The organism is Vibrio gigantis (genome assembly GCF_024347515.1).
GTDB lineage: Bacteria > Pseudomonadota > Gammaproteobacteria > Enterobacterales > Vibrionaceae > Vibrio > Vibrio gigantis.
Genome location: NZ_AP025492.1, coordinates 2,693,843 through 2,716,359, shown reverse-complemented (window position 1 = coordinate 2,716,359; position 22,517 = coordinate 2,693,843). Strand labels below are relative to the sequence as shown.

Here is a 22,517-nt window from a genome sequence, read left to right as displayed (position 1 = left end):
CTTAGCAATCGATTGCTACACCAGATAGATCAAATTTATTTATCTTAGTGATGTTTTATACTCATCCAATCCCTAAAAATTCAGTTTATAAGTGAGCGATTTATCATGGCTAGGTGATATTTTGTGGTTATTAAACACAGTGGGCGCTATCGACCTTGCCCCTCAATCCATAGTTGCTTATCATCTAGGCACAAGATTTGAATATTAGGATCAGTATGCGCTACATAGCATTGTTGTTGATGGGACTATTAGCCTCTCCGAGTTATGCCTTAACTCAAGTAGATATTTTTAGTGCTGAAGTTGCGATTAACGCTGAAGACAAACAGCCAGAACAAGTGGCAAGAAACACAGGCATGGAGCAGGTATTGATACGTGCGACTGGCCAAACTGACGTCGCTTCGAATGAGACAATTCAAAAGGCGATGCGTAAGAGTGCGCAGTATATGTCTCAAATGAGTTTTGGCGAAAGCAATGATCAATCAACATTGCGTATGCGTTTTAACGGTGCTCAAATCCGTTCTCTACTGACTCAAGCGCAATTACCGTATTGGCCTGATACGCGTTCAAACATTCTTGTTTGGCTCGTGGAAGAGGACAACTACGACAAGAACATCGTGTGGGAACACTCTAACTCACCGTTGGCAACTGGCTTACAAGCGAATGCAAAAGAGCGCGGTTTACCTCTTACTCTGCCTGTAGGTGACTTCGACGATATTACGGGTATTGCGACTTCTGATTTATGGGGTAGCTTTGTTACGCCAATCAGTAAAGCGAGTCAGCGTTACCCTGTTGATGCTGTGTTGGTGATAAAGGCTCAATCTTCTGGGCTACGTTGGACTTTGTATGATCAAAAGCCAAGCCAGTTAACGAGTGCACCTACATCACCAGTGAGTGGTTCGGTATCGGGAAATAGTGCTACGACTTCTAAGAAACTAGTCGACCAAATCAGTAACTACTACGCAGGCAAAAGTGCTGTGACGGTTGCAAGTGAGTCATCAGAATCGATTTTAACGCAGTTTATTAGCCTGAATAATGCTCAAGACTTTTTCCAATTGGAGAATGCACTTAAGCGTCTCAACTCGGTGGCAAGCTTAGATATTCTGAAGATTCAGAACAATGAAGTGACGTTCCGAATTCATTTATTGTCGACTCAGCAAGAGTTTGAGCAAGAAGTTGAAAGCATTCGCCAAGTCGCTAAGGTTGAAGAATCTTATATTGAGCCGGAAGTAAGTCCTGAATTCGAAGTGCAAGATAACGCCATATCTGTAGGGGATACTTCACTGGCTACTAGTGAAGCCGTTGAAGCGTCAAGCAACGATACTCAAATTATCAAGGGCAGTAATCTATCAACCCCAAGTGATACTGCTGTGTCTAGTAATAATATCTCTGATGCTGCAGTTGAGGTGGAACTATCAGAAGACGTATTAGATACACCTGTAGTTCATGCTAAACCTAGCCTTGTATACGAATGGACTCGCTAGTTATTACCTCGTGACATTCTCGATTGAAATGAAAAAGCCCTGCTAGGTAAATCTCGCAGGGCTTTTGTTTTCTAGTTCAAGTACATTGAGTGGTTACTATTGCTCGAACTTCGCTCTCTCTTTCTTTTCTACTTCAGAAAGGCGCTTGAGCTTGATACCTAACTCCTTGGCTCGAAAGCGAGTGAATAAGATATTACCCGCGAAACCTAGAGTCGTCAGAAGCAGTTCTACCGCCGCTAACAAGCGCTCACCACCGTCTACATACAAGATAGTTAATGCGTGTAGGAAGTAGAGCATTAAGACGAAATTTGCCCAAGCATGCGTATAAGGCTTACCCGCCAAGATCCCAGGTAATGGTAGTAATAGCGGTACTGCCCAGGCAATAGCCAATGTTACATTGCTTAGATGCGGGTGCGGTGAAAGCGTCATTTGCCAAGCAACCACCCAGAATAAAAGCGTCAAGTTACCTGCTAACGCAAGGTAGCGAAATAGCTTGGTTTTGGGAGACATAGCCTTCTCTGGCATATACATCATTGAGAAATTCCTTTCTGGTTTAACGCGATGCGCGCTAGGCGTTTGCCTAAACTTTGCGCCAATTCAATTTCTTCTTTGCTTAATGAAGTGTTCTCTCCTGCACTGCTCGCTCCATAAGGAGTACCACCGGTTTTTGTTGTGTGCAGTGCTGGCTCTGAATAGGGGATGCCCATAACTAACATGCCATGGTGAAGCAGTGGCAACATCATGCTTTGTTGCGTGGTTTCTTGCCCGCCATGCAGTGATGAAGAAGAGGTAAAGACGCAGGCGGGCTTATCGATAAGATCGCCATTAACCCACAATGATGTTGTGCTATCCCAAAAATGCTTCATAGGTCCAGCCATGTTGCCAAACCAGACTGGGCTGCCAAGAGCCAAACCATCACAAGATCGAAGTTCTTGTAACGAGGCAATAGGATCTGTTGGTGGATAACGAGAATCAGGCTGCTCTTCTACCGTATACACGTCGTTCACTGTTCTTAGCATGGCTTCGCAGCTCGGTATGGACTCCACTCCTCTTGCTATCTGTCTTGCTAGAGCTTGTGTGTTGCCGTGACGGCTGTAGTAAAGAACGAGAATATTGATGCTCATATTCGCTTACAGAATCTCTAATACTTGCTCTGGTGGGCGGCCGATCTTGGCTTTGTTATTCGCAACAACCACAGGGCGCTCAAACAGTTTTGGATTGGTTGCCATCGCTGCGAAAAGATCTTCATCAGTAACCGATGCATCACCAAGGTTCGCTTCTTTGTAATCCGCTTCTTTGGTGCGCATCATGTCGCGAACACTTTCAAAACCAAGCTGAGTGAAAAGCACTTTCAGCTGTTCAACAGTTAATGGAGTATCTAGGTATTTGATTACCTCTGGTTGTACGCCGTTTGTTTCAAGCAGCTCTAAAGTTTGACGGCTCTTTGAGCAGCGTGGGTTATGATAAATCACGACAGACATGGTTCTTCCTCATTATTATTTTTGATTTAATTGTTTTGCTGAAGCCACCAGAGGTGACTTCTTTTTGTGTAACGTTGAGCTTTCTTTTTATTCTTGCAACGTGTTGGTACCAGTAAACATATTATTGTAGCGACAAGAAGCGTTCTCGCTGAATCATTAGCTGATCAATTCGAGCGTCGTAACGGGCTTGTTTTAGGCTACCAAGCTCTGCGATTTGGCTCGCTTGCGTATAGTACTGAATCGCTTTGTTCCAGTTGGCTTGCAGTGCCAAAATTTCTGCGCGAGCAGCCAGTTCTTCATCGCTATTACCAAGGCTTGTATTTACCTTCGAAAGCAGGTGCCAGCCATTGGTGTCGTTCGGGTTATCGTGCGTGTAACGTTGTAATACGCGAACGGCTTCTTGTAGATCTTCATTTTCAATCAGTGCATTGGCGTAGTTAATGGTCAGAACTGGGTTGTTTGGCTGACGGACCAGTGCAGATTTAAGCTCCTTAATCGCAATCTCAGGCTGCTTCTTCTCAATGTGTAGGTCGGAAATAGCATCTAGATAAAACAGGTTGGTCGGGTCGCTGTTAATCAGCTTGGTCAAAATCGGCTCTGCTTTATCTAATTTTTTAGAATCTAGGTAAACCAGTGCTTGGCCATATTCTAGTGATGGAACCAAGGTTTTAGGAGCTTTCTTCAGCTGACGCTCAAACCAGTCAAGAGCAGCATCATTATTAATACCAGCATAGCGCGCAACAATGCGGGCTCTTGCTAAGTGGTAATCCAGTGATGGCGCAAGCTTCAGTGGTGGATAGCTGCGAGCACGAGCGCGTGAATCGGTGATTCGGTCTTCTGGTAATGGGTGAGTCAGTAGCATTGGTGGTGGTGTGCTTGCATAGCGGTATTCATCAGCCAAACGACCGAAGAAACGAGGCATCGCATTTACATCGAACCCCGCTTTCGCAAGCGTGTTGATACCAAACCGGTCGGCTTCTTTTTCATTGCTACGGGTGTAGTTGATTTGGCTTTGCATGTTGCCTGCAGTTGTCGCAGTTAGGGCTGCAATACCTGCTTCTGGTGCAGCAATAGCCAATAATACAGAAGCTGCAAGTGCTGCGATGGTCGCAGGAGAGCGGCGAGCTTGATCTTCCATACTACGTGCCAAGTGGCGCTGAGTAACGTGGGCAATTTCGTGCGCTAATACAGACGCGAGTTCGCTTTCAGATTGTGCGTGCAAGAATAGACCTGAGTGCAGAGCAACATAGCCACCAAAGAAGGCGAAAGCGTTGATGTTACGGTCACGGATCATAAAGAACTGGAAAGGTGTTTTTACATCATTAGCATTCGCGACAAGACGATGGCCAAGCGTATCAATGTACTGGTTTAGAACTGGGTCGTTTACGATAGGCTGGCTGCTTCGGATGATACGCATGTAAGCATCACCATAGATAAGCTCTTGATCGATAGTGAGTGTGCCACCAGCAGCGGTGCCGATATCGGGCAGCTCCAAATTATTGGCATTCGCCAGTGTTGGGGTGCTTAATGTAGCTGCAATGCATAAGCAAGCAATTGAGCGAGCGCGTTTAAACATATTAGTCAGTAATACTCCGTTTCTTCTGACAGTAAGACAAGTGCAATGCAAATTGGTTCTTTATATGGTTTAACCTTTGCCAAGTGCGTGCGCTATCATTAAGGAAGATGAATGAATGATGGCGCGTTTTCAAAAACAGATTACAATACGACCCTTATAATAAGCATCGAGCCCAAGAATGACACCTAATATTCTAGATTTACGCCAAGAGCGCTGTCCAATGGCACTATTATTAGCCAAGCGTCACAGTGTAAAGTTAGAAGTAGGGCAATCATTGTCAATTTATGTCTCAGATAACAGCTCGATGAAAGATATTGTTACTTTTTTGTCCAAGCAAGCTTATGTTGTCATGACAGAGGTTTGCTCTAATTACCACCATCTCCTCGTCACTAAAAAGGAATCGCAGTCAGATGCTTGAAATGGTCAGTCGTTGGTATAAACGACGTTTCTCTGATCCACACGCTGTCAGTTTGGTTGCCATCATTCTATTCGGCTTTATTACTATCTACTTCTTTGGTCACCTGATCGCACCGCTGTTGGTGGCGATTGTGTTGGCTTATTTGCTTGAGTGGCCTGTGACTCAACTTCAACGACTCGGCGTTCCAAGAACGCCGTCGGTGATGTTGGTGATCTTGATGTTCTTTAGCTTAATGCTACTGGCGATATTCGGATTAGTGCCAACCATTTGGGAGCAAGTGGGTAACCTGATCAATGATATCCCAAGCATGTACGGTAGCTTGCAGAAATTCATTGCAACGATTCCAGAGCGCTACCCTGAGCTTGCTAATTTGCAGATCGTTGAGTCTGTGATGTCTAACGCGAAGAACAAGGCGTTAGGTATGGGTGAAAGTGTGGTGAAAGGCTCGTTAGCGTCTCTAGTTAGCTTGGCGACGCTAGGTGTTTATCTTATCTTAGTACCACTGCTTATCTTCTTCTTACTAAAAGATAAAGAAGAGATGATTAGAATGGCAAGTGGTGTGCTTCCTCGAAACCGTCGCTTAGCGACCAAAGTATGGGAAGAGATGAACCAGCAAATCTCAAATTACATTCGTGGTAAGGTGTTAGAGATTTTAATCGTGGGTGGCGTTAGTTACGTAACCTTCGCGATTTTAGACCTTCGTTACTCTGTGTTATTAGCGGTTGCTGTCGGTTTCTCGGTATTGATTCCATACATTGGTGCGGCTGCGGTAACCGTACCGGTTGCCATTGTTGGCTTGTTCCAGTGGGGGCTTGAGCCTCAATTCTACTGGTTATTGTTGGCTTACGGCATCATTCAAGCCTTAGATGGAAACGTGTTAGTACCCGTTCTGTTCTCTGAAGCGGTGAATCTGCACCCTGTTGCGATTATTGTGGCGGTATTAGTGTTTGGTGGACTTTGGGGGTTCTGGGGCGTGTTCTTCGCGATTCCACTGGCGACTTTAGTGAAGGCGGTTTGGAATGCCTTGCCTAGCCATGCGCTAGATGATGACCCAGTACACCATCAGTAACGAGAAGTGAATTACAAAAAAGGCGACTATCGATGATAGTCGCCTTTTTAATTTGTCTTAGTTAGTAGTGAGTCTAGCTAGCTCACTCCAACGGATATTAAGCTTCTTGGTTGAAGTACTCTAGAACCACTTCGTGGTGAGTCTTAGTCTTGAACTTGTTGAAGACGTGCTCAATCTGACCTTCTTCGTCAATTAGGAAGCTAATGCGGTGCAGGCCATCGTAAACCTTGCCCATGAACTTCTTCTCGCCCCAAACACCGAACTGCTCAGCAACACTGTGGTCTTCGTCAGATAGCAGTGTGAAGTTTAGAGATTTCTTCGCAACGAAGTTTGGTAGGCGTTTCACTGGGTCGATGCTGACACCCAGAACAACCACATTTAGGTCATCAAGTTGTGCTTTGATATCACGCAGGCCCTCTGCTTGCACAATACAACCTGGAGTCATTGCTTTTGGGTAAAAGTAGAAAAGTACTTTTTTACCTTTGAAGTCACCAAGAGATACGATATTGCCATCTTGATCTGGAAGAGAAAAAGCAGGAGCTGGAACACCAGCCGTTAGCGTATTCATGACATTTCCTTTTTAAAGACTGTTTTTGATAAAGTTGAGCGAGCCTTGGACTGATAGGCTCTGACACAGCGAGTTGAATTCTTCTTGTAGCTGCATCAAATTACATTCTGATTGTACAGAAGCGGTAATAGATATATGGAACTGGTCGTTATCGAGCTGAACCTTGGACTTATTGATGGTTTGCGCGCTAAGCGAATCGAGACCGATGTTGCGGTCTGCGAAGAACTGAGTGAATTGCTCGGTTAGGCCGAGTTTGTCATCTGACTCTACGAAAACTTCTAGCGTGTAGGAGTTCTCAATAACATCATGAGGTGAGGTTCGCTTCATAATCGTAATCAAGTCGTGCTCTTGGCCAAGCAAGGGCAGGGTGGTTTCAACGCGGGTAATGTTATTTGCCTTTCCAGACAGCAGCATGATAAGCGTAAACTCTTCGCCAAACAGAGCGATACGGCTATCAATAATGTTACAGCCTGATTGGGTGACTAAATGAACCACTTGGTTGCATACACCTGGGCGATCAGTGCCCACAGCTGTGATTACTAGATGTTGAGTCATAAAATCACGTCTCTTTATATTCCATTGATTCATGCATGTTAGCACAGTTAGCTCGTGGAATAAGCGTGCGTACGGGGCTTTTTATGAGGCACCTTGCTTCTAACATGTAACCAATGATAAGAATATTGAGCGTGTTTAAAAATGAGATAGAGTGATAAGAGCACGGCTTACTTGTTACTGACATCCAGTGGTGTGCTATCCGCTAGATTAAGCGCAGGTTACCCAAATTCTAGGTAGAACGCCGTTAGAAGTCGTTTTACCTCAAACATACGACAATATTTAATGCAGATGTTGCCGGTAAGCCACTTTAATGTCTTGTGTTTATTGATTGGCTTACAGTAACATGCAAAAAGAATAAATTAAGGGAGATAGACATGTTTTCAGGAAGTATCGTTGCGCTAGTTACGCCATTTAATACAGATGGTGAAGTGGATTTCGACAGCCTTAAAAAGTTAGTTGAGCACCATGTTGCTGCAGGTAGTGATGGTCTGGTTGCGGTTGGCACAACAGGTGAGTCTTCAACACTCACTATTGAAGAGCATGTCAAAGTCGTCAATAAGATCGTTGAATTTGCTGATGGTCGTATCCCTGTTATCGCTGGTACAGGCGCAAACGCTACGCACGAGTCAGTGCTATTCAGTCGTTTATTGAACGGTTCTGGTATTGCGGGTTGCCTGAGCGTAACGCCTTACTACAACAAACCGACTCAAGAGGGTTTGTACCAACACTACAAAGCGATTGCTGAAGTTAGTGACGTTCCACAGATCCTATACAACGTACCGGGCCGCACTGCTGTTGACTTATTACCAGAAACGGTTGCTCGCCTTGCTGAGATTGAAAACATCGTTGCACTTAAAGATGCGACGGGTGATCTCGACAGAATTGCAATTCACCGTGAACTTTGTGGCGAAGACTTTATCTTACTAAGTGGTGATGACTTAACAGGTCTAGAATTTGTTAAGCGTGGTGGCGATGGCGTGATCTCTGTAACGAACAATGTTGCAGCCGCTGATATGGCAACCATGTTCAAGCTAGCGAAAGAAGGTAAGTTTGAAGAAGCAGAAGCGATCAATGAGCGTTTGATGCCTCTACATAAGAATTTGTTCGTTGAATCTAACCCTATTCCCGTAAAATGGGCGGTTCATAAAATGGGTCTGATCGCTGAAGGTGGCTTGCGTCTACCGCTGACTGAACTGTCAGAGCCAGCTCAGCCTGTTGTTGCTCAAGCAATGACTGAAGCGTGCATTTACTAAAAACGTATGAAGTAATGCCGAAGCGAACCTTCGGCATTTAGGAGTATAAATGAAGTATTCTCACCAGCTAGTGATTGGGTCACTGGCTGTTTTCGTTCTTACAGCATGTTCTGGCAGCCCGACTCAACGTCGCCAAGCCAAAGATGATTTCGAATACTTAGAAACACCTGAGTTTTCACAATGGCAGCTGCCTGAAGATGCTCAGCCTCAGTTCTACCCAAATTTTGACATCCCAAGCGGTGAATTTAGTGGTGGTGTAGGCCCTGCGGTGGATATTCGTCCACCACAACAGGTTCTTGAACTGATCCCAGGTGCTCGTGCTGAGCGTCAAAACGGTGAAGTAACGTTATGGCTTCTTCGTGCAGAAGAGGCAGACCGTGTATGGCAAACAGCTGTAGATATGCTGGCTCAACGTGGCATTGGTATTCGTGAGCAATCAGAAAATGAGATTGAGACTGATTGGGTTACTTGGGTTTCTGAAGATGAAGATGTAGAGATTGGCAGCCGCTACTCTATCTCTCGCTTCCAAGCGAACAACCGCCATGGCTTCAAGATCAACTTGATTGATTGGCGTGAAGGCACGGAAGTGAAGCCAGTAACGGCAACCAATAAAGAGCGTTACAACGCGTTCCTAACCAACCTAGTCATGGCTAAGTACGATGAGAATCTTCGTGCAGAGGCAGCGCTGAAAGCGCAAGAGTTGGTGAAGCGTATTCCGATCTCAATGGGCTCTGACCGCAGTGGTTTCCCTGTGATTATTGCTCGTACGCCATACAACGTATTTTGGCAGCGTCTGCCAAGCTTGTTGCCTGCAATGGGCTTTGAACTTGAAGAGCGTAATCAGTCTCAAGGTACAGTGAAAGCTAAGTACGCCGCACCAGATGATGAATTCTGGGAAGAAATTGGCCTACAGCCTATCGACTTAGCACCAGGTACTTACAATTTCCTATTTGGTGATCTTGGTAACCGTACGTCAATCAACGTAACCGATGCATCAGGTAAGCCAGTAGAAGAAGAACTACTTAAGTCAATGGTTCCGGTACTCGCGCATATTGCTGACCAAACCAAAGATGACAAAAAAGAGAAAGCTGAGTAGTCGTACTTAAGCCGTTTCAGAGCTGAACACAATCAGCTCTGTGATTAGCTCAAGCCAATAAAAAAGAGGACACACTGTGTCCTCTTTTTTGTATTCGTTTTCAGTAATCTGTTGATCAATCAGGCGAGTTCACCAAAGCAAAAAGGTTAAACGTCTTTGTTGTCTTTAGATTCTTCCTTTTGAGCTTTCTCTTGATTCTGCTTATCCAAGCTATTGAGCTTATCTAAGTCTCGCTCTGTTTTACCACGACCTGTCAGATCCATATTAGCGGTCTGTTTAAGAGCTGCGATGTTACCCACCACTACGCTGACCACGATGATGATGATAACCCAAGGGTTTGTAAGCCACTCTAACATAAGCGCTCCTAATGGCTGATGTTCGCTACGAAGCGCGCATAGATCTCGTCTAGCTGCTCCATAATAATCTCATACCCTAATATTGGCTTAGATTGGAGTTGCTTGCCAAGTAAAGTGGGAGATAACTGTGATAAACACGACTCCGAAACGTTACGATGGCTAATATGCCAAGGTTCTATCGCTACACCACCCAAGTCTTGGCTGTAAGGAAAGAAGAACCCAAATTGTGCAGCATGAACCGATAGCCATTGGTAAAACGCTTGCTGGTGGCCAGTGAGGTATTCCCATGGTTCTAATTGCAGCTGTGTGCCTTCAGGTAAGTGGTTACGAGCAAAGACATCGAAGTCACAGCCCCAATGGTGACGACTCGCACCGGGAAGTGCAGACCATCTCAGGATAGCCGATAGCTTTTGATGTTCAGTCAGTGTGGAAGCATCAAGAGGTTGGCTTTCTGAATCTAATATCGGAGCTTCGCCAGAAAACTTACGGTTCCAAATCAGAGATTGCCTTTCGTAGTCGCGAAAGCCACTGGCAATCTCCATTTTGAAACCAGCGAGTTGAGCAGCTTCAATCAAATTGTTTAGGTCATCTTTGACCCCACTGTGAACCAAGAAGGTTTTGCTACCAATGAGGTTAGGTTCCAGGTGAGAATCTGATTGTCCGGTTAGCTGCTCTGGTGTCATAACGTGTCTCTCAATAGTCAGATGCTATGAATCGCTGATAAAAAACTATTTAGCGAACAGGTTCACTAATGTTTTTTCGTACATGTCAGTTAGCTTTTCTAAATCGGCTACTTTTACGCACTCGTTAACCTTGTGAATCGTCGCGTTCACAGGGCCTAGTTCAACTACTTGTCCACCCATGCGAGCAATAAAGCGACCATCAGATGTACCACCAGTGGTAAGCAGCGCAGGTTTAACATCATTCACGTCACCGACAGCATCAACAATTGCATCAAGTAACGAGCCAGCGTCTGTTAAGAACGGGTCGCCATTGAATGTCCACTTAAGATCGTATTCGAAGTCGTACTTATCGAGCGTCGTTGTGATTCGCTCAACGATAATGTCGTTACTTAACTCAGTACTAAAACGCAGGTTAAACTGAACATTAAACTCACCAGGAATTACATTTGAAGCCCCAGTGCCCGCACTTACATTTGGGATTTGGAAACTGGTTGGTGGGAAGTAATCATTACCTTTGTCCCACTCGGTCGTTGCCAGCTCATTGATAGCAAGCAGAGAGCTGTGTACTGGGTTGTTCGCTAGGTGAGGGTATGCAACATGACCTTGTGTGCCTTTAATCGTTAGATCGCCTGTGATAGAGCCACGGCGGCCGTTCTTCACAACATCGCCTACGAATTCAGTGCTCGATGGTTCACCAACAATACACATGTCGATGTTCTCACCACGAGCCATCAGTGCTTCAACAACACGTACGGTACCGTTGATAAAAGGGCCTTCTTCATCTGAAGTGATCAGGAAACCGATTGAGCCTGCGTGGTTTGGGTGTTTGGCAATGAATTGCTCTACTGCAACAATCATTGAAGCCAGAGAGCCCTTCATGTCTGCTGCGCCACGGCCATGCAAGAAACCGTCTATGATAGTCGGCTCGAATGGCTTAGTGTTCCACTGCTCAATCGGGCCAGCAGGCACCACATCAGTGTGACCAGCAAAAGCAAACAGAGGCGCTTCAGTACCACGGCGAGCCCAGAAGTTCGTCGTATCCTCAAATACCATCACTTCGATTTCAAAGCCGAGTGCTTTTAAGCGTTCAATCATCAGGTCTTGGCAGCCTGCATCTTCTGGTGTTACCGATTGACGGCTGATTAAGTCTTTTGCCAGAGCCAAAGTTGGGCTATCTGTCATCCTTGAATTCCTTGTTTAAATAAAACGTCTAGTCATTAATTTCAGGTGTTGAACAGGGGGAAGTTCAACACTCTATTATCTGCTCTAATACCGCTGATTACGCAAAAATAGCAGCGTATTGATCAGCTTTGAAGCCAATATGAAGCTTGCCATCGACTTTCAAGATAGGGCGTTTGATCATTGCTGGTTGTTCTACAAGTAGAGCGACGGCTTTTTCTTCCGTTAATGTGTCTTTTTGCTCTTGAGAAAGTTGGCGATAAGTTGTACCACGTTTGTTTAGCACAAGCTCCCAGCCAAGCTCTGAACAGAAGCTTGCAACTAACTCTTCAGTGATGCCTTGTTTGCGATAATCGTGAAATTCGAACTCGATACCTTCAGCTTCGAGCCATTTCTTTGCTTTTTTAATGGTGTCGCAATTTGGGATACCAAACATAGTGATAGTCATTGTTCTTCCTTTGAGTGATTTTATTTCATTGTTATGAGTTGAATCCTATCAGGAAGCGGCAATTCAGACAAAATAGAGTGAGGAATATTTCATTGAGCGAAAAAAAACGGTAAGAAAATGTCACTATTGGAGACTTATTGATCAGCCTCAACATGTTGTCAGCGAAAAAAGAAATAATTGAGCTGCACATATATAGGAGGTGTCAATGGAGTTGAGTCCTGTTTTTGCAAGGCGGCTATATTTAGCATTGTTAGTGGAAAGCCTTGATAGGCCAAATGTGCCTAAACTCATCGAAAAAACGGGGTGGCCTCGTCGTACTATTCAAGATGTACTCAAGGCGTTACCGGGGATCGGTATCGAACTTATGTTTGTTCAAGATGGGCGACGTCATAATGATGGCTATTACCAGTTATCCGACTGGGGGCCATTTGACAGTCAATGGGTTATCCAGCGTAAAGGCGATATAGCAACAAGCCTTGGATTTAGTGCATAAGCCAGCGAAAGCTGGCTTTCTTTTTTTGCAGTAGATAATGGTAAGGTAGCATCTTGTTCATTTGAGCGGTGAGCTATCTTATTACGTTTCTGTCTACTTACAGAGGTAGGCTGTGCCTAGCATGGTCACGGAAGTGCTGAAATCTTGGGGTAGGGTAAAGATGACGGTGTCTGCGCCTAGCTCAATGGTGTTCGACTTAAGTTCATTCATCGCCCCTTGAATCAGGGTGTCATTTGGAAAGAACAAGTAGCTGTACCAGTGCCCTTCGCTGCCGGTGACTTCCCCTTTATATTCACACTGCTCGATGTTAATCAGGCCGTGGTAGTCCATTTGTACTTTGTCCGCTTTACTATGAGGCGTTGATGTGGGCGTTGTACACCCGAGTAACATGCCACTCATTACCAAAGCGACTAATTCCTTTTTCATACGTTTACCTTGCTATTGCATCAAATAAATCGCGAAGCCTACCCAGCTTGCAATCAGTAGTAACCACGGCAGTTTATTGGCGTGATTTGATGGCGTTTCAACACTTGTTTCGATCGTGTCTTCTTGGTTTTGGTTAGCTTGTTGATTCTGTCTTTCTTTCTGTACGCGCTTCTTCGCTTTATCGGCTTGGCGGCTGCGCTCTTTTTGCTGTTTTTTATACAGTGCGATGCCTTTCTCAATACCCTGAGCAATCAGTTTAGTTTGTTCTTTGGTTTGAGCTGGCTTTTGCGTCGCTTTGGCTATCTTCAGTGCTTCTTGTTGAGATTCAACAGACGGCGTATTAGTTTTCTTTTTCATACTGAGTTCGATAATTAAAACGGATTGGCTACTAAGATAACGCAAAGCTAGTTAAGTATGAATGATTTGCGTTAAAGTGTTGGTTTGAAAATAAGTGAAAGTGAGATTTGTGCGGTACTCCATAGAACAATACGACAAGCACGGCTTTTTGAAAGCCCCAATCTTGCTCTGGTTAGGCTGGCTGTTTCTCGCGAAAGCACTCGTCGTTTTCATTGTTGCGGGCGCAAGCCGAGAATCGGGAACTGATATCCTTGAGATAGTCTACCCAGACCATCAGATGTTTTATGTTGGAATTGCGTTGAGTGTTCCGAGCTTGCTACTCATGTGGTTATTTGGGCTAAGATCTCCAGATAGAAAGCGTCTTAACAAAGTTGTGTCATGGGGGCGCTGGGTGACCATGATGGCTATCTTGGCACAGAGCTCCCATACGATTTATTTAATCTATTTGGATAACGGTTGGTTCCGTTGGTCAAATGGTCTTACTCTATTGTTGCTGCTGTGGTTAGCACTTTATCTAACCAATAGTCACGCAGCACGGGATTGCTTTAAAGTGGTTGAGCACGAAGACTGATTCTCATCAAAACATTTGTCCCATTCACAATTATACTTAGAAGCTAAAACTGGAAGGAATAATCTATGCTTAATGTTTCAAATGAGCAGCCTAATGTTCAAAGTGCTATTTTGCCTGAAGCTGGGCCTTTCGCTCTTTATGTACAACTTAAAGTGAGCGCTAACACTGCTAATGTACTAGCGGAAATTCAAAAGCTTCCGGCGTTAATCGACGAGCTAAACCAAACTCAACCTGATGCGAACCTAACGGTGTCGGTTGCGTTTTCGAAGGCTTTTTGGGACAAGGTCGAGCAAGCGGCTCCTACAGATTTGATTGATTTCCCTGAGCTTGGCGAAGGCGATATTAAGGCACCGAGCACGCCTGCTGATGTGTTGATTCACTGTCATTCAAACCGACATGACCTGCACTTCTTCATCCTACGTAAATTGCTATCTGAAGTAGCAGCGGACGTTGAAGTAGTGGATGAAACTTACGGTTACCGCTTCTTAGACTCACGTGACATGACTGATTTCGTTGATGGCACAGAAAATCCGAAAGACGCACAACGCGCGGAAGTAGCAATTGTGCCTGAGGGTGAATTTGCGGGTGGTAGCTACGTGATGGTGCAACGCTTTGTGCATAATCTACCTGCTTGGAACCGATTAAACGTATCGGCACAAGAGAAAGTGGTTGGCCGTACTAAGTCAGACTCTATCGAGCTAGATGATGTTCCCGCGGCGTCTCACGTTGGTCGTGTGGATATCAAAGAAGAAGGCAAAGGCCTTAAGATCGTTCGTCACAGCCTACCTTACGGCACAGCAACGGGCGACCATGGTCTACTGTTCATTGCTTACTGTAACGTTCGCCATAACTTTGATGCGATGTTAGAGAGCATGTACGGTGTAACAGATGGAAAAACGGACCAACTACTTCGCTTTACCAAAGCAGTGACAGGCGCTTACTACTTTGCCCCTTCAACAGATATGTTGAGTGCATTAACGATTAAGTAAATGACCTCGTCTTTAGTAAAGAAAGGGAGCCTCAGGGCTCCTTTTTTATTAAAGCTTTATATGAACTGGTCGATATAAGAGCAATCGTGAGTTTTATTCATCTTTTTGTAAGTGAAGGTCAATGGCTATAACTGTTAATACGAATGTCTCAGCGCTGGTGGCTCAGAGAAATCTCTCTAATGCAAATAACATGCTGAACCAATCTTTGGAGCGCTTGGCTTCAGGGAGCCGTATTAATAGTGCAAAGGACGACGCTGCTGGCTTACAGATCTCAAATCGAATAGAAGCACAGATGAGTGGCATTGATGTTGCTGTTCGAAATGCTAACGACGGTATCTCCATTATGCAGACTGCAGAAGGAGCGATGAATGAAACCACTAATATCATGCAGCGCATGCGTGACTTGTCATTGCAAGCAAGTAATGGCTCGAATAGTTCATCAGAACGAATCGCTATTCAAGAAGAAGTGACAGCCTTAAATGATGAGTTGAATCGCATTGCAGAAACCACTTCATTCGGTGGTAAAAAGCTCCTTAACGGTAGCTTTGGTAGTACGTCATTTCAAATTGGTGGCAGTTCTGGTGAAGCGGTTCAGATAGGCTTAAAAAGCATGCGTACGGATGACATCAACATGGGGGGCTTTAGTTATGTCGCCAATGGCATGGCAAGTGACTCGTGGGAAGTAAAATCCAACCAGAATGATATGACGATGTCGTTTACCGATCGTTTTGGACAGCCACAAGACATCACCATTAATGCGAAAGTTGGCGACGACATTGAAGAGTTGGCGACCTACATCAATGGTCAAACGGATCTTGTCTCGGCTTCGGTTAATGATGATGGGCAGCTTCAGATCTACATGTCTGGTGATGATACCTCGGGCACGATCTCTTTCTCTGGTTCTTTAGCCAGTGAGCTTTCGATGTCAGCGGGCTATTACGAATCAGTCGATGATATTAATGTGACCGATGTGGGGGGGGCGCAGCGTGCTGTTTCTATTTTAGATACCGCTATGAAGTACGTGGATAGTCATCGTTCTGAATTAGGAGCAATGCAAAACCGTTTTGATCATGCGATTAATAACCTCGAAAATGTTCATGAGAACTTGGCGACATCAAACAGCAGAATTAAAGATACCGATTACGCCAAAGAAACTACTCAAATGCTTAAACAACAAATACTGCAGCAAGTGAGTACCACAATACTGGCTCAGGCAAAGCAGGCGCCAAACCTTGCCTTAACCTTATTGGGCTAATAAATCATCTCAAATCTTATAAAGGTATTTTAGCTTAATCAGTCCATTTGGTTAATTAAAACCCAAACTTCGCTCGACTGACTTCTCGACAACTTTAGCGTTTTTCTCATCTTTTTTTGATAATTTTACTGCCAGTCACGCTTTCTTCTCCTTTATCGCTATTTCTTTAATTTTGTTGTTTTTTTCCTAAAGGTTTTGCCAATCACGCCGTTATTAAAAGTAACTTTGAGAGAACTACTTGGTTTTCCGAGACGTCGGAAACCGCTATACCGGAAAATCAATTGGAGAAATCACCATGGCAGTGAATGTAAATACAAACGTTTCAGCGATGACAGCGCAACGTTACCTAAACAACGCAAACAGCGCACAACAAACATCAATGGAGCGTCTAGCTTCAGGTTCTAAAATCAACAGCGCAAAAGATGACGCTGCGGGCCTACAAATCTCTAACCGTTTGAACGTTCAGAGCCGCGGCCTTGATGTTGCTGTCCGTAACGCGAACGACGGTATCTCTATTGCACAAACTGCTGAAGGTGCAATGAACGAGACAACCAACATCCTGCAACGTATGCGTGATTTGTCTCTACAATCTTCAAACGGCTCAAACTCAAAATCTGAGCGTGTAGCGATTCAAGAAGAAGTAACAGCACTGAACGACGAACTAAACCGTATCGCGGAAACCACGTCATTTGGTGGCAACAAGCTGCTTAACGGTACTCACGGTACTAAATCATTCCAAATTGGTGCGGATAACGGTGAAGCGGTAATGCTTCAACTGAAAGACATGCGCTCTGATAACGCTCAGATGGGTGGTAAGAGCTACCAAACTGAAAACGCGAAAGATAAAGACTGGAACGTTCAAGCGGGCTCTAACGACCTAAAACTGTCGTTCACTGACAACTTTGGTCAAGCACAAGAAATCGATATCAACGCAAAAGCGGGTGACGACATCGAAGAGCTAGCGACTTACATCAACGGTCAACAAGATTCTGTTAAAGCATCTGTTACTGAAGACGGCAAGCTACAAATGTTTGCTGGTAATAACAAGGTTGAAGGTAGTGTTGATTTTTCTGGTTCACTTGCAGGTGAACTAGGCATGCAAGCGGGTAAAGAAGTAACGGTTGATACAATCGACGTAACGTCTGTTGGCGGCGCACAAGAATCTGTAGCAATTATCGATGCGGCGCTTAAGTATGTAGACAGCCACCGTGCTGAGCTGGGTGCTTTCCAAAACCGTTTCGACCACGCTATCAGCAACTTAGACAACATTAACGAGAACGTTAACGCATCTAAGAGCCGTATTAAAGATACCGACTTCGCGAAAGAAACGACTCAGATGACTAAGTCTCAGATCCTTTCTCAAGCTTCAAGCTCGATTCTTGCTCAAGCGAAGCAAGCACCGAACTCGGCACTTAGCCTACTAGGTTAATCGATTGAAAGGCCACGTTGACTAAAAGCGTTGTTGAGCAAAAGCGTTAACGTTAGGCTTCCACAAATTAGCTCGTGGTGAGAGATGAGCGCTAAACAGACCCAGCTTCGGCTGGGTTTTTTATTGCCTACTATTTAGCGAAGATACATTTGGAAAAGTCCTGTGTGGGTAAATAGAGAAAAGCGAGATTCCCTATCACGTTCGTTCCTCACTGTAGGGAATGACGGGAATCGGAGGATGATGCTCCCATTATGTCTTTAGTAGCAGTACAAAAGGTTAGAGTAAGTAACGACTCAGTTAGACCAAATATTTTATCGTCATTCCAGAACCGAGTAGAGCGAGATATCAGAGATCTCCTGCTTGTTAAAAACTACAGGCGCAATTTAATGTATAGGCGAAATGCCTTGAATCGTGAATAACAGCGTTTAATAAGAAACTAGGTCGGGATATAGGGTACAAACGGTCAGTGTGGTTATGATTGGTTTAGGGAGCTTGGAGAAGGGTTTCGGTGTGATAGTCAGTAATGCTATCTGAGGCATTAAAACAAATATAGCAGGCACAAAAAACGCCACCCTTAGGTAGCGTTTTAATTAAAGTAGATAAGTAATCGAGATTACTTAGTTACTTTAAGAACTGGAGTTTCGCCAACAGTTACAGAACCAGAAAGCTTGTTCAGCTCTTTGATTTCGTCCATGTTAGAGATAACAACTGGAGTAAGCGTAGATTTTGCTTTTTCTTCTAGAAGCGCTAGGTCGAAAGTGATGATAGTGTCACCAGCTTTAACAGATTGACCTTCTTCAGCTACACGAGTAAAGCCTTCGCCTTTAAGTTCAACAGTATCGATACCGAAGTGAACGAAAAGCTCAACACCGTCGTCAGACTCGATAGAGAATGCGTGGTTAGTTTCGAAGATCTTACCGATAGTACCGTTAACTGGAGCTACCATTTTGTCGCCAGCTGGTTTGATCGCGATGCCGTCACCAACGATTTTTTCAGCGAAAACTACATCTGGCACGTCTTCGATGTTTACGATTTCACCAGAAAGAGGTGCGATGATTTCGATTGCACCAGCATCAGCGCTGTCATCAGATACAAGCTTTTTCAGTTTGTCAAACAGACCCATTGTGTCATGCTCCTAACGTTTAGTTTTATTCTGTAGAATATACTATACCAATCTAACAAATTAGACGACTATTTTTAGCCGTCTAACTTTATTAAGAATTTGGCGATTACTGAGTTTTCTCAGCGATGAATTTTTCTACGCAAGCTTCAATTTCTGCAGCTGTAGGTAGAGATAGTGCTTCGTCAGCCATAGCTTTAACTTCAGCGAAGTTAGAGTTACGGATTACTTTCTTAACTTTAGGGATAGAGATGCCGCTCATAGAGAACTCATCTAGACCCATACCAAGAAGAAGCAGCGTTGCACGCTCATCACCAGCAAGCTCACCACACATACCAGTCCACTTACCTTCAGCGTGTGATGCGTCGATCACTTGCTTGATTACTGTAAGAACAGCAGGAGATAGCGGGTTGTATAGGTGAGAAATCATTTCGTTACCACGGTCTACCGCAAGAGTGTATTGCGTTAGGTCGTTAGTACCGATAGAGAAGAAAGATACTTCTTTCGCTAGGTGGTGTGCGATTGCAGCAGCTGCTGGAGTCTCAACCATTACGCCGATTTCGATTTCTTCATCGAAAGCTAGGCCTTCAGCGCGAAGTTCAACTTTGTACTCTTCGATTGCTTTTTTCAGTTCACGGATCTCTTCAACAGAAATGATCATTGGGAACATGATACGCAGTTTACCGTGTGCAGATGCACGTAGGATACCACGTAGTTGGTCACGTAGGATTTCACGACGATCCAAGCTGATACGTACTGCACGCCAGCCTAGGAAAGGGTTCATCTCTTGTGGAAGGTCCATGTATGGTAGATCTTTGTCACCACCGATATCCATAGTACGGATAATCACTGACTCGCCTTCCATTGCTTCTGCTACTTCTTTGTAAGCAACGTATTGCTCTTCTTCAGTAGGAAGCGCGTCACGGTCCATAAATAGGAATTCAGTACGGTACAGACCAACGCCTTCACCGCCGTTACGCAAGATACCGTCACAGTCTTTTACTGTACCGATGTTGCCACAAACTTCTACACGGTGACCGTCTAGAGTTTCAGCATGCAAATCTTTTAGTTTTGCTAGTTCAGCCGCTTCTGCTTCGAAATCTGCTTTGATTTTCTTAGCTTCTGCTAGTTCAGCTTCAGAAGGGTTGATGATGATCTTGTTGTTCATCGCGTCTAGCACAAGCATGTCGCCGTTCTTAACTTGCTTAGTGATATCGTTAGTACCAACGATAGCTGGAAGCTCAAGAGAACGTGCCATGATTGAAGTATGAGATGTACGACCGCCGATGTCACAAGCGAAGCCAAGAACGTAGTCTAGGTTGATTTGTGCAGTTTCAGATGGCGTTAGGTCGTAAGCTACTAGGATAACTTCTTCATTGATGTCTGCTAGAGAAACAATGTTGATGCCTAGTGCGTTTTTAACGAAACGAGTACCGATATCACGGATATCAGTTGCACGTTCTTTTAGGTACTCATCATCAAGAGACTCTAGTGCAACAGCTTGCTCTTCGATCACAGTGTGGATCGCGTTGTCTGCATGCATTTTGTCTTTCTTGATGAGTGCTAAAATCTCTTCTTCTAGCTCTTCATCTTCAAGCAGCATGATGTGGCCTTCAAAGATTGCTTCTTTTTCTTCGCCAAAAGTTTCAAGTGCTTTTTGCTTTACAACTTCAAGTTGTTGAGAAGATTTGTTACGAGCGTCAAAAAAACGCTGAACTTCTGCTTCAACTTGCTCGTCTGAGATAGATTGAGTGTTTAGGACAATTTCATCTTCTTGAAGTAGTAGTGCTTTACCGAAAGCAATACCAGGAGATGCTAGGATGCCTGAAATCATAGCCTTACCTTAGTTGTTCAACTGTAAACGGGAGAATGTGTGACTTTAAGTCGTCGACTAACGTCGCGCTTATTGCTATCTATTTCGAACAAAGCCACTTTGCGATGCAAAATGGCTTTGAAAGAAGGAGACCGTATTAGTGTAGTTGATCCATAAGAGCAACTAGGTGGTCTACAGCTTGCTGAGCTTGAGGGCCTTCAGCTGAAATAGTAACGTTAGTACCTTTTACTAGGCCTAAAGTTTGTAGTTTGAACAGGCTTTTTGCGCTAGCGCTTTTGCCGTTAGAAGTCACTGTGATGTCAGCGTCGAAAGATTTTGCTTCTTTAACGAACTGTGCAGCTGGACGAGTGTGAAGGCCGTTTTCTGCTGTGATTTCTACTTGCTTCTCGTACATTTTATATACCCCAATTAAATTTATTTTTTGTAAGTTTGTAACCAGATTAGCTTAACTGCTTTAGCCCAAATGCGCTAGAGGCTAGTACGCCATGTTCGTGTTAGAACTTAGACTGGTTATAAATTTTTATCCAGCCATGGTCATCTTTTGTTGAGTACTCATGACTTTCAGAATTTGCTTATTGCTTCTTTTATTTTGAAGCGAAAAATAAAACAGACCTGATATTACCAAAGGTGGGGCAGGGATCAACAAAAAAGCCCCTAAACGGGGCTTTTTTGGACGAAAAATTGATTTGACCACATATTATTGTTGGTTCTCTTTTTCCGTAAAGATGCCAGCAAATAGGGCTGTACTTAGATAACGCTCACCTGAGCTTGGTAGTACGGTAACGATAGTTTTCCCTGCAAATTCAGGTAGTTCTGCGATTCTGTTTGCTGCTACTACAGCCGCTCCAGATGAGATGCCTGCAAGAATACCTTCTTCTTTCATTAGGCGCTGAGCCATCTCAATCGCTTCTTCAGAAGTTACCGATTCAACACGGTCAATAATCTCTAAATCTAGGTTTCCAGGGATGAAACCTGCACCGATACCTTGAATTTTGTGCGGAGCTGGTTTGATTTCTTCACCTGCAAGTGCCTGTGCAATCACTGGAGACTCAGCCGGTTCAACTGCTACTGAAGTAATCGCCTTGCCTTTTTCACCTTTAATGTAACGACTTGTACCAGTGATGGTGCCACCTGTACCTACACCCGCTACAAACACGTCGATTTCGCCGTCGGTTGCTTCCCAAATTTCAGGACCAGTTGTCTGCTCGTGAATCTGTGGGTTTGCTGGGTTATTGAATTGTTGTAGCAATAGGTATTTGCTTGGATCTGAAGCAACAATCTCTTCTGCTTTGGCAATAGCGCCGTTCATGCCTTTTGGTGCTTCAGTCAGTACTAGGTTTGCGCCAAGAGCTTTAAGAAGCTTACGACGTTCTAGACTCATTGACTCAGGCATAGTTAGCGTTAGTTTGTAACCGCGCGCAGCAGCTACGAATGCAAGAGCAACACCAGTGTTACCACTAGTAGGTTCAACAAGCTCGATACCTGGCTTTAGCGTACCTGCTTTTTCCGCTTCCCAGATCATGTTTGAACCGATACGACACTTAACACTGAAGCTTGGGTTACGAGCTTCGATCTTAGCTAGGACGTTACCTTTGCTTACTTTGTTAAGGCGGACTAGAGGTGTGTTACCAATCGTTAGGGTGTTGTCTTCGTAGATCTTGCTCATGCGATATTCCTTCATTTAATGACAGAACTAAACGTAGTATATCAATCACTTTACCGTCTAGTGTCTTTCGATGTTTGTTCAGCTCGAATTTAGATTAAACAAGTTGAAAAAAAGGTAAAAGGATTAAAAAGTTATATCATATAGATATGTAGCAGAATTGACGCCTATCTTTATTGAAATCAGAACTTCAAAAAGATAGGCGAATATAGAAGAG

26 protein-coding genes are annotated in these 22,517 nt (G+C 44.3%); 10 read left to right on the top strand and 16 right to left on the bottom strand.

Annotation, left to right across the window (positions count from 1 at the left end):
- Positions 1 to 215 precede the first annotated feature (215 nt).
- Positions 216 to 1,481: a DUF2066 domain-containing protein gene (locus OCV56_RS12005; protein ID WP_086715143.1), complete on the top strand. Its 1,266-nt coding sequence runs from the start codon at positions 216 to 218 to the stop codon at positions 1,479 to 1,481.
- Positions 1,482 to 1,577: 96 nt separating this feature from the next.
- On the opposite strand, the gene OCV56_RS12000 is transcribed toward OCV56_RS12005, so the two are convergent.
- The 4 genes from OCV56_RS12000 to bepA all read right to left on the bottom strand — a co-directional run bounded on the left by OCV56_RS12000 (position 1,578) and on the right by bepA (position 4,538).
- Complete coding sequence (locus OCV56_RS12000) at positions 1,578 to 2,015, bottom strand: DUF2069 domain-containing protein (protein WP_086715141.1); 438 nt, start codon at positions 2,013 to 2,015, stop codon at positions 1,578 to 1,580.
- On the bottom strand, positions 2,012 to 2,605 hold the full coding sequence (gene wrbA / locus OCV56_RS11995; protein WP_086715140.1) for an NAD(P)H:quinone oxidoreductase: 594 nt from the start codon (positions 2,603 to 2,605) through the stop codon (positions 2,012 to 2,014). Before wrbA ends, OCV56_RS12000 begins: the two co-directional genes overlap by 4 nt.
- A gap of 6 nt (positions 2,606 to 2,611) precedes the next feature.
- A complete protein-coding gene (gene arsC / locus OCV56_RS11990) occupies positions 2,612 to 2,962 on the bottom strand; it encodes an arsenate reductase (glutaredoxin) (RefSeq protein ID WP_086715138.1) in 351 nt (116 codons plus the stop codon).
- Between the two features lie 121 nt (positions 2,963 to 3,083).
- Positions 3,084 to 4,538: a beta-barrel assembly-enhancing protease gene (bepA, locus tag OCV56_RS11985; protein ID WP_086715136.1), complete on the bottom strand. Its 1,455-nt coding sequence runs from the start codon at positions 4,536 to 4,538 to the stop codon at positions 3,084 to 3,086.
- Between the two features lie 178 nt (positions 4,539 to 4,716).
- Between bepA and OCV56_RS11980 the strand changes: the two genes are divergently transcribed.
- Together OCV56_RS11980 and OCV56_RS11975 are read left to right on the top strand one after the other, a co-directional pair.
- Positions 4,717 to 4,956 carry a sulfurtransferase TusA family protein gene (locus tag OCV56_RS11980; RefSeq protein ID WP_004738640.1) on the top strand — a complete coding sequence of 80 codons (240 nt, stop codon included), beginning with the start codon at positions 4,717 to 4,719 and terminating at the stop codon, positions 4,954 to 4,956.
- A complete protein-coding gene (locus OCV56_RS11975; RefSeq protein WP_086715134.1) occupies positions 4,949 to 6,025 on the top strand; it encodes an AI-2E family transporter in 1,077 nt (358 codons plus the stop codon). Before OCV56_RS11980 ends, OCV56_RS11975 begins: the two co-directional genes overlap by 8 nt.
- 97 nt (positions 6,026 to 6,122) lie before the next feature.
- Here OCV56_RS11975 and bcp read toward each other — a convergent pair whose 3' ends face one another.
- Entirely contained in the window at positions 6,123 to 6,593 is a 471-nt protein-coding gene (gene bcp / locus OCV56_RS11970) for a thioredoxin-dependent thiol peroxidase (protein ID WP_086715132.1), read from the bottom strand.
- 12 nt (positions 6,594 to 6,605) lie between these two features.
- Positions 6,606 to 7,148: a glycine cleavage system protein R gene (locus OCV56_RS11965; protein WP_017632494.1), complete on the bottom strand. Its 543-nt coding sequence runs from the start codon at positions 7,146 to 7,148 to the stop codon at positions 6,606 to 6,608.
- A 374-nt stretch (positions 7,149 to 7,522) separates the two neighbouring features.
- Between OCV56_RS11965 and dapA the strand changes: the two genes are divergently transcribed.
- The gene (gene dapA / locus OCV56_RS11960; RefSeq protein ID WP_050644965.1) at positions 7,523 to 8,401 is read left to right on the top strand and encodes a 4-hydroxy-tetrahydrodipicolinate synthase; all 879 of its coding nucleotides are present in this window, start codon (positions 7,523 to 7,525) and stop codon (positions 8,399 to 8,401) included.
- A gap of 49 nt (positions 8,402 to 8,450) precedes the next feature.
- Positions 8,451 to 9,497, top strand: coding sequence for an outer membrane protein assembly factor BamC (gene bamC / locus OCV56_RS11955; RefSeq protein WP_086715130.1), 1,047 nt, complete (start codon positions 8,451 to 8,453; stop codon positions 9,495 to 9,497).
- A gap of 146 nt (positions 9,498 to 9,643) precedes the next feature.
- Here bamC and OCV56_RS11950 read toward each other — a convergent pair whose 3' ends face one another.
- From OCV56_RS11950 to OCV56_RS11935, 4 genes are all read right to left on the bottom strand, one after another.
- The gene (locus OCV56_RS11950; RefSeq protein ID WP_086715128.1) at positions 9,644 to 9,853 is read right to left on the bottom strand and encodes a DUF2897 family protein; all 210 of its coding nucleotides are present in this window, start codon (positions 9,851 to 9,853) and stop codon (positions 9,644 to 9,646) included.
- Between the two features lie 8 nt (positions 9,854 to 9,861).
- Complete coding sequence (locus OCV56_RS11945) at positions 9,862 to 10,536, bottom strand: M15 family metallopeptidase (RefSeq protein WP_086715125.1); 675 nt, start codon at positions 10,534 to 10,536, stop codon at positions 9,862 to 9,864.
- 45 nt (positions 10,537 to 10,581) lie between these two features.
- Positions 10,582 to 11,718: a succinyl-diaminopimelate desuccinylase gene (gene dapE, locus OCV56_RS11940; protein WP_086715123.1), complete on the bottom strand. Its 1,137-nt coding sequence runs from the start codon at positions 11,716 to 11,718 to the stop codon at positions 10,582 to 10,584.
- Positions 11,719 to 11,815: 97 nt separating this feature from the next.
- Positions 11,816 to 12,163 (bottom strand): ArsC family reductase, encoded by a 348-nt coding sequence (locus OCV56_RS11935; RefSeq protein WP_086715121.1) that lies wholly within the window; start codon positions 12,161 to 12,163, stop codon positions 11,816 to 11,818.
- A 205-nt stretch (positions 12,164 to 12,368) separates the two neighbouring features.
- Here OCV56_RS11935 and OCV56_RS11930 point away from each other — a divergent pair, with 205 nt between their 5' ends.
- Positions 12,369 to 12,656 (top strand): winged helix-turn-helix domain-containing protein, encoded by a 288-nt coding sequence (locus OCV56_RS11930; protein ID WP_004734273.1) that lies wholly within the window; start codon positions 12,369 to 12,371, stop codon positions 12,654 to 12,656.
- Positions 12,657 to 12,749: 93 nt separating this feature from the next.
- Here the strand turns inward: OCV56_RS11930 and OCV56_RS11925 are convergent, their stop codons facing one another.
- Together OCV56_RS11925 and OCV56_RS11920 are read right to left on the bottom strand one after the other, a co-directional pair.
- Complete coding sequence (locus OCV56_RS11925; protein WP_086715119.1) at positions 12,750 to 13,082, bottom strand: DUF4156 domain-containing protein; 333 nt, start codon at positions 13,080 to 13,082, stop codon at positions 12,750 to 12,752.
- 12 nt (positions 13,083 to 13,094) lie between these two features.
- Positions 13,095 to 13,439 carry a DUF2956 domain-containing protein gene (locus tag OCV56_RS11920; protein ID WP_086715117.1) on the bottom strand — a complete coding sequence of 115 codons (345 nt, stop codon included), beginning with the start codon at positions 13,437 to 13,439 and terminating at the stop codon, positions 13,095 to 13,097.
- A gap of 109 nt (positions 13,440 to 13,548) precedes the next feature.
- Between OCV56_RS11920 and OCV56_RS11915 the strand changes: the two genes are divergently transcribed.
- From OCV56_RS11915 to OCV56_RS11900, 4 genes are all read left to right on the top strand, one after another.
- On the top strand, positions 13,549 to 14,010 hold the full coding sequence (locus OCV56_RS11915) for a DUF2919 domain-containing protein (protein ID WP_086715115.1): 462 nt from the start codon (positions 13,549 to 13,551) through the stop codon (positions 14,008 to 14,010).
- A gap of 65 nt (positions 14,011 to 14,075) precedes the next feature.
- A complete protein-coding gene (locus tag OCV56_RS11910) occupies positions 14,076 to 14,999 on the top strand; it encodes a Dyp-type peroxidase (RefSeq protein ID WP_086715113.1) in 924 nt (307 codons plus the stop codon).
- Between the two features lie 121 nt (positions 15,000 to 15,120).
- Positions 15,121 to 16,254 (top strand): flagellin, encoded by a 1,134-nt coding sequence (locus tag OCV56_RS11905; RefSeq protein WP_086715111.1) that lies wholly within the window; start codon positions 15,121 to 15,123, stop codon positions 16,252 to 16,254.
- A 295-nt stretch (positions 16,255 to 16,549) separates the two neighbouring features.
- Positions 16,550 to 17,683 carry a flagellin gene (locus OCV56_RS11900; protein ID WP_150330744.1) on the top strand — a complete coding sequence of 378 codons (1,134 nt, stop codon included), beginning with the start codon at positions 16,550 to 16,552 and terminating at the stop codon, positions 17,681 to 17,683.
- Positions 17,684 to 18,296: 613 nt separating this feature from the next.
- Here the strand turns inward: OCV56_RS11900 and crr are convergent.
- The 4 genes from crr to cysK all read right to left on the bottom strand — a co-directional run bounded on the left by crr (position 18,297) and on the right by cysK (position 22,303).
- A complete protein-coding gene (gene crr, locus OCV56_RS11895; protein ID WP_004737851.1) occupies positions 18,297 to 18,806 on the bottom strand; it encodes a PTS glucose transporter subunit IIA in 510 nt (169 codons plus the stop codon).
- Positions 18,807 to 18,912: 106 nt separating this feature from the next.
- Positions 18,913 to 20,637, bottom strand: a complete 1,725-nt coding sequence (gene ptsI, locus OCV56_RS11890) for a phosphoenolpyruvate-protein phosphotransferase PtsI (protein WP_086716061.1) — start codon at positions 20,635 to 20,637, stop codon at positions 18,913 to 18,915.
- Positions 20,638 to 20,773: 136 nt separating this feature from the next.
- A complete protein-coding gene (locus OCV56_RS11885; protein ID WP_004734263.1) occupies positions 20,774 to 21,031 on the bottom strand; it encodes an HPr family phosphocarrier protein in 258 nt (85 codons plus the stop codon).
- A 303-nt stretch (positions 21,032 to 21,334) separates the two neighbouring features.
- Positions 21,335 to 22,303, bottom strand: coding sequence for a cysteine synthase A (gene cysK, locus OCV56_RS11880; RefSeq protein WP_060982183.1), 969 nt, complete (start codon positions 22,301 to 22,303; stop codon positions 21,335 to 21,337).
- Between the last annotated feature and the right edge of the window lie 214 nt (positions 22,304 to 22,517).

Bases quoted from the DNA above. Each gene is read 5' to 3' on its own strand.
- OCV56_RS12005 (WP_086715143.1), top strand. From the start codon at position 216: ATGCGCTACATAGCATTGTTGTTGATGGGACTATTAGCCTCTCCGAGT.
- OCV56_RS12000 (WP_086715141.1), bottom strand. From the start codon at position 2,015: ATGATGTATATGCCAGAGAAGGCTATGTCTCCCAAAACCAAGCTATTT.
- wrbA (WP_086715140.1), bottom strand. From the start codon at position 2,605: ATGAGCATCAATATTCTCGTTCTTTACTACAGCCGTCACGGCAACACA.
- arsC (WP_086715138.1), bottom strand. From the start codon at position 2,962: ATGTCTGTCGTGATTTATCATAACCCACGCTGCTCAAAGAGCCGTCAA.
- bepA (WP_086715136.1), bottom strand. From the start codon at position 4,538: ATGTTTAAACGCGCTCGCTCAATTGCTTGCTTATGCATTGCAGCTACA.
- OCV56_RS11980 (WP_004738640.1), top strand. From the start codon at position 4,717: ATGACACCTAATATTCTAGATTTACGCCAAGAGCGCTGTCCAATGGCA.
- OCV56_RS11975 (WP_086715134.1), top strand. From the start codon at position 4,949: ATGCTTGAAATGGTCAGTCGTTGGTATAAACGACGTTTCTCTGATCCA.
- bcp (WP_086715132.1), bottom strand. From the start codon at position 6,593: ATGAATACGCTAACGGCTGGTGTTCCAGCTCCTGCTTTTTCTCTTCCA.
- OCV56_RS11965 (WP_017632494.1), bottom strand. From the start codon at position 7,148: ATGACTCAACATCTAGTAATCACAGCTGTGGGCACTGATCGCCCAGGT.
- dapA (WP_050644965.1), top strand. From the start codon at position 7,523: ATGTTTTCAGGAAGTATCGTTGCGCTAGTTACGCCATTTAATACAGAT.
- bamC (WP_086715130.1), top strand. From the start codon at position 8,451: ATGAAGTATTCTCACCAGCTAGTGATTGGGTCACTGGCTGTTTTCGTT.
- OCV56_RS11950 (WP_086715128.1), bottom strand. From the start codon at position 9,853: ATGTTAGAGTGGCTTACAAACCCTTGGGTTATCATCATCATCGTGGTC.
- OCV56_RS11945 (WP_086715125.1), bottom strand. From the start codon at position 10,536: ATGACACCAGAGCAGCTAACCGGACAATCAGATTCTCACCTGGAACCT.
- dapE (WP_086715123.1), bottom strand. From the start codon at position 11,718: ATGACAGATAGCCCAACTTTGGCTCTGGCAAAAGACTTAATCAGCCGT.
- OCV56_RS11935 (WP_086715121.1), bottom strand. From the start codon at position 12,163: ATGACTATCACTATGTTTGGTATCCCAAATTGCGACACCATTAAAAAA.
- OCV56_RS11930 (WP_004734273.1), top strand. From the start codon at position 12,369: ATGGAGTTGAGTCCTGTTTTTGCAAGGCGGCTATATTTAGCATTGTTA.
- OCV56_RS11925 (WP_086715119.1), bottom strand. From the start codon at position 13,082: ATGAAAAAGGAATTAGTCGCTTTGGTAATGAGTGGCATGTTACTCGGG.
- OCV56_RS11920 (WP_086715117.1), bottom strand. From the start codon at position 13,439: ATGAAAAAGAAAACTAATACGCCGTCTGTTGAATCTCAACAAGAAGCA.
- OCV56_RS11910 (WP_086715113.1), top strand. From the start codon at position 14,076: ATGCTTAATGTTTCAAATGAGCAGCCTAATGTTCAAAGTGCTATTTTG.
- OCV56_RS11905 (WP_086715111.1), top strand. From the start codon at position 15,121: ATGGCTATAACTGTTAATACGAATGTCTCAGCGCTGGTGGCTCAGAGA.
- OCV56_RS11900 (WP_150330744.1), top strand. From the start codon at position 16,550: ATGGCAGTGAATGTAAATACAAACGTTTCAGCGATGACAGCGCAACGT.
- crr (WP_004737851.1), bottom strand. From the start codon at position 18,806: ATGGGTCTGTTTGACAAACTGAAAAAGCTTGTATCTGATGACAGCGCT.
- ptsI (WP_086716061.1), bottom strand. From the start codon at position 20,637: ATGATTTCAGGCATCCTAGCATCTCCTGGTATTGCTTTCGGTAAAGCA.
- OCV56_RS11885 (WP_004734263.1), bottom strand. From the start codon at position 21,031: ATGTACGAGAAGCAAGTAGAAATCACAGCAGAAAACGGCCTTCACACT.
- cysK (WP_060982183.1), bottom strand. From the start codon at position 22,303: ATGAGCAAGATCTACGAAGACAACACCCTAACGATTGGTAACACACCT.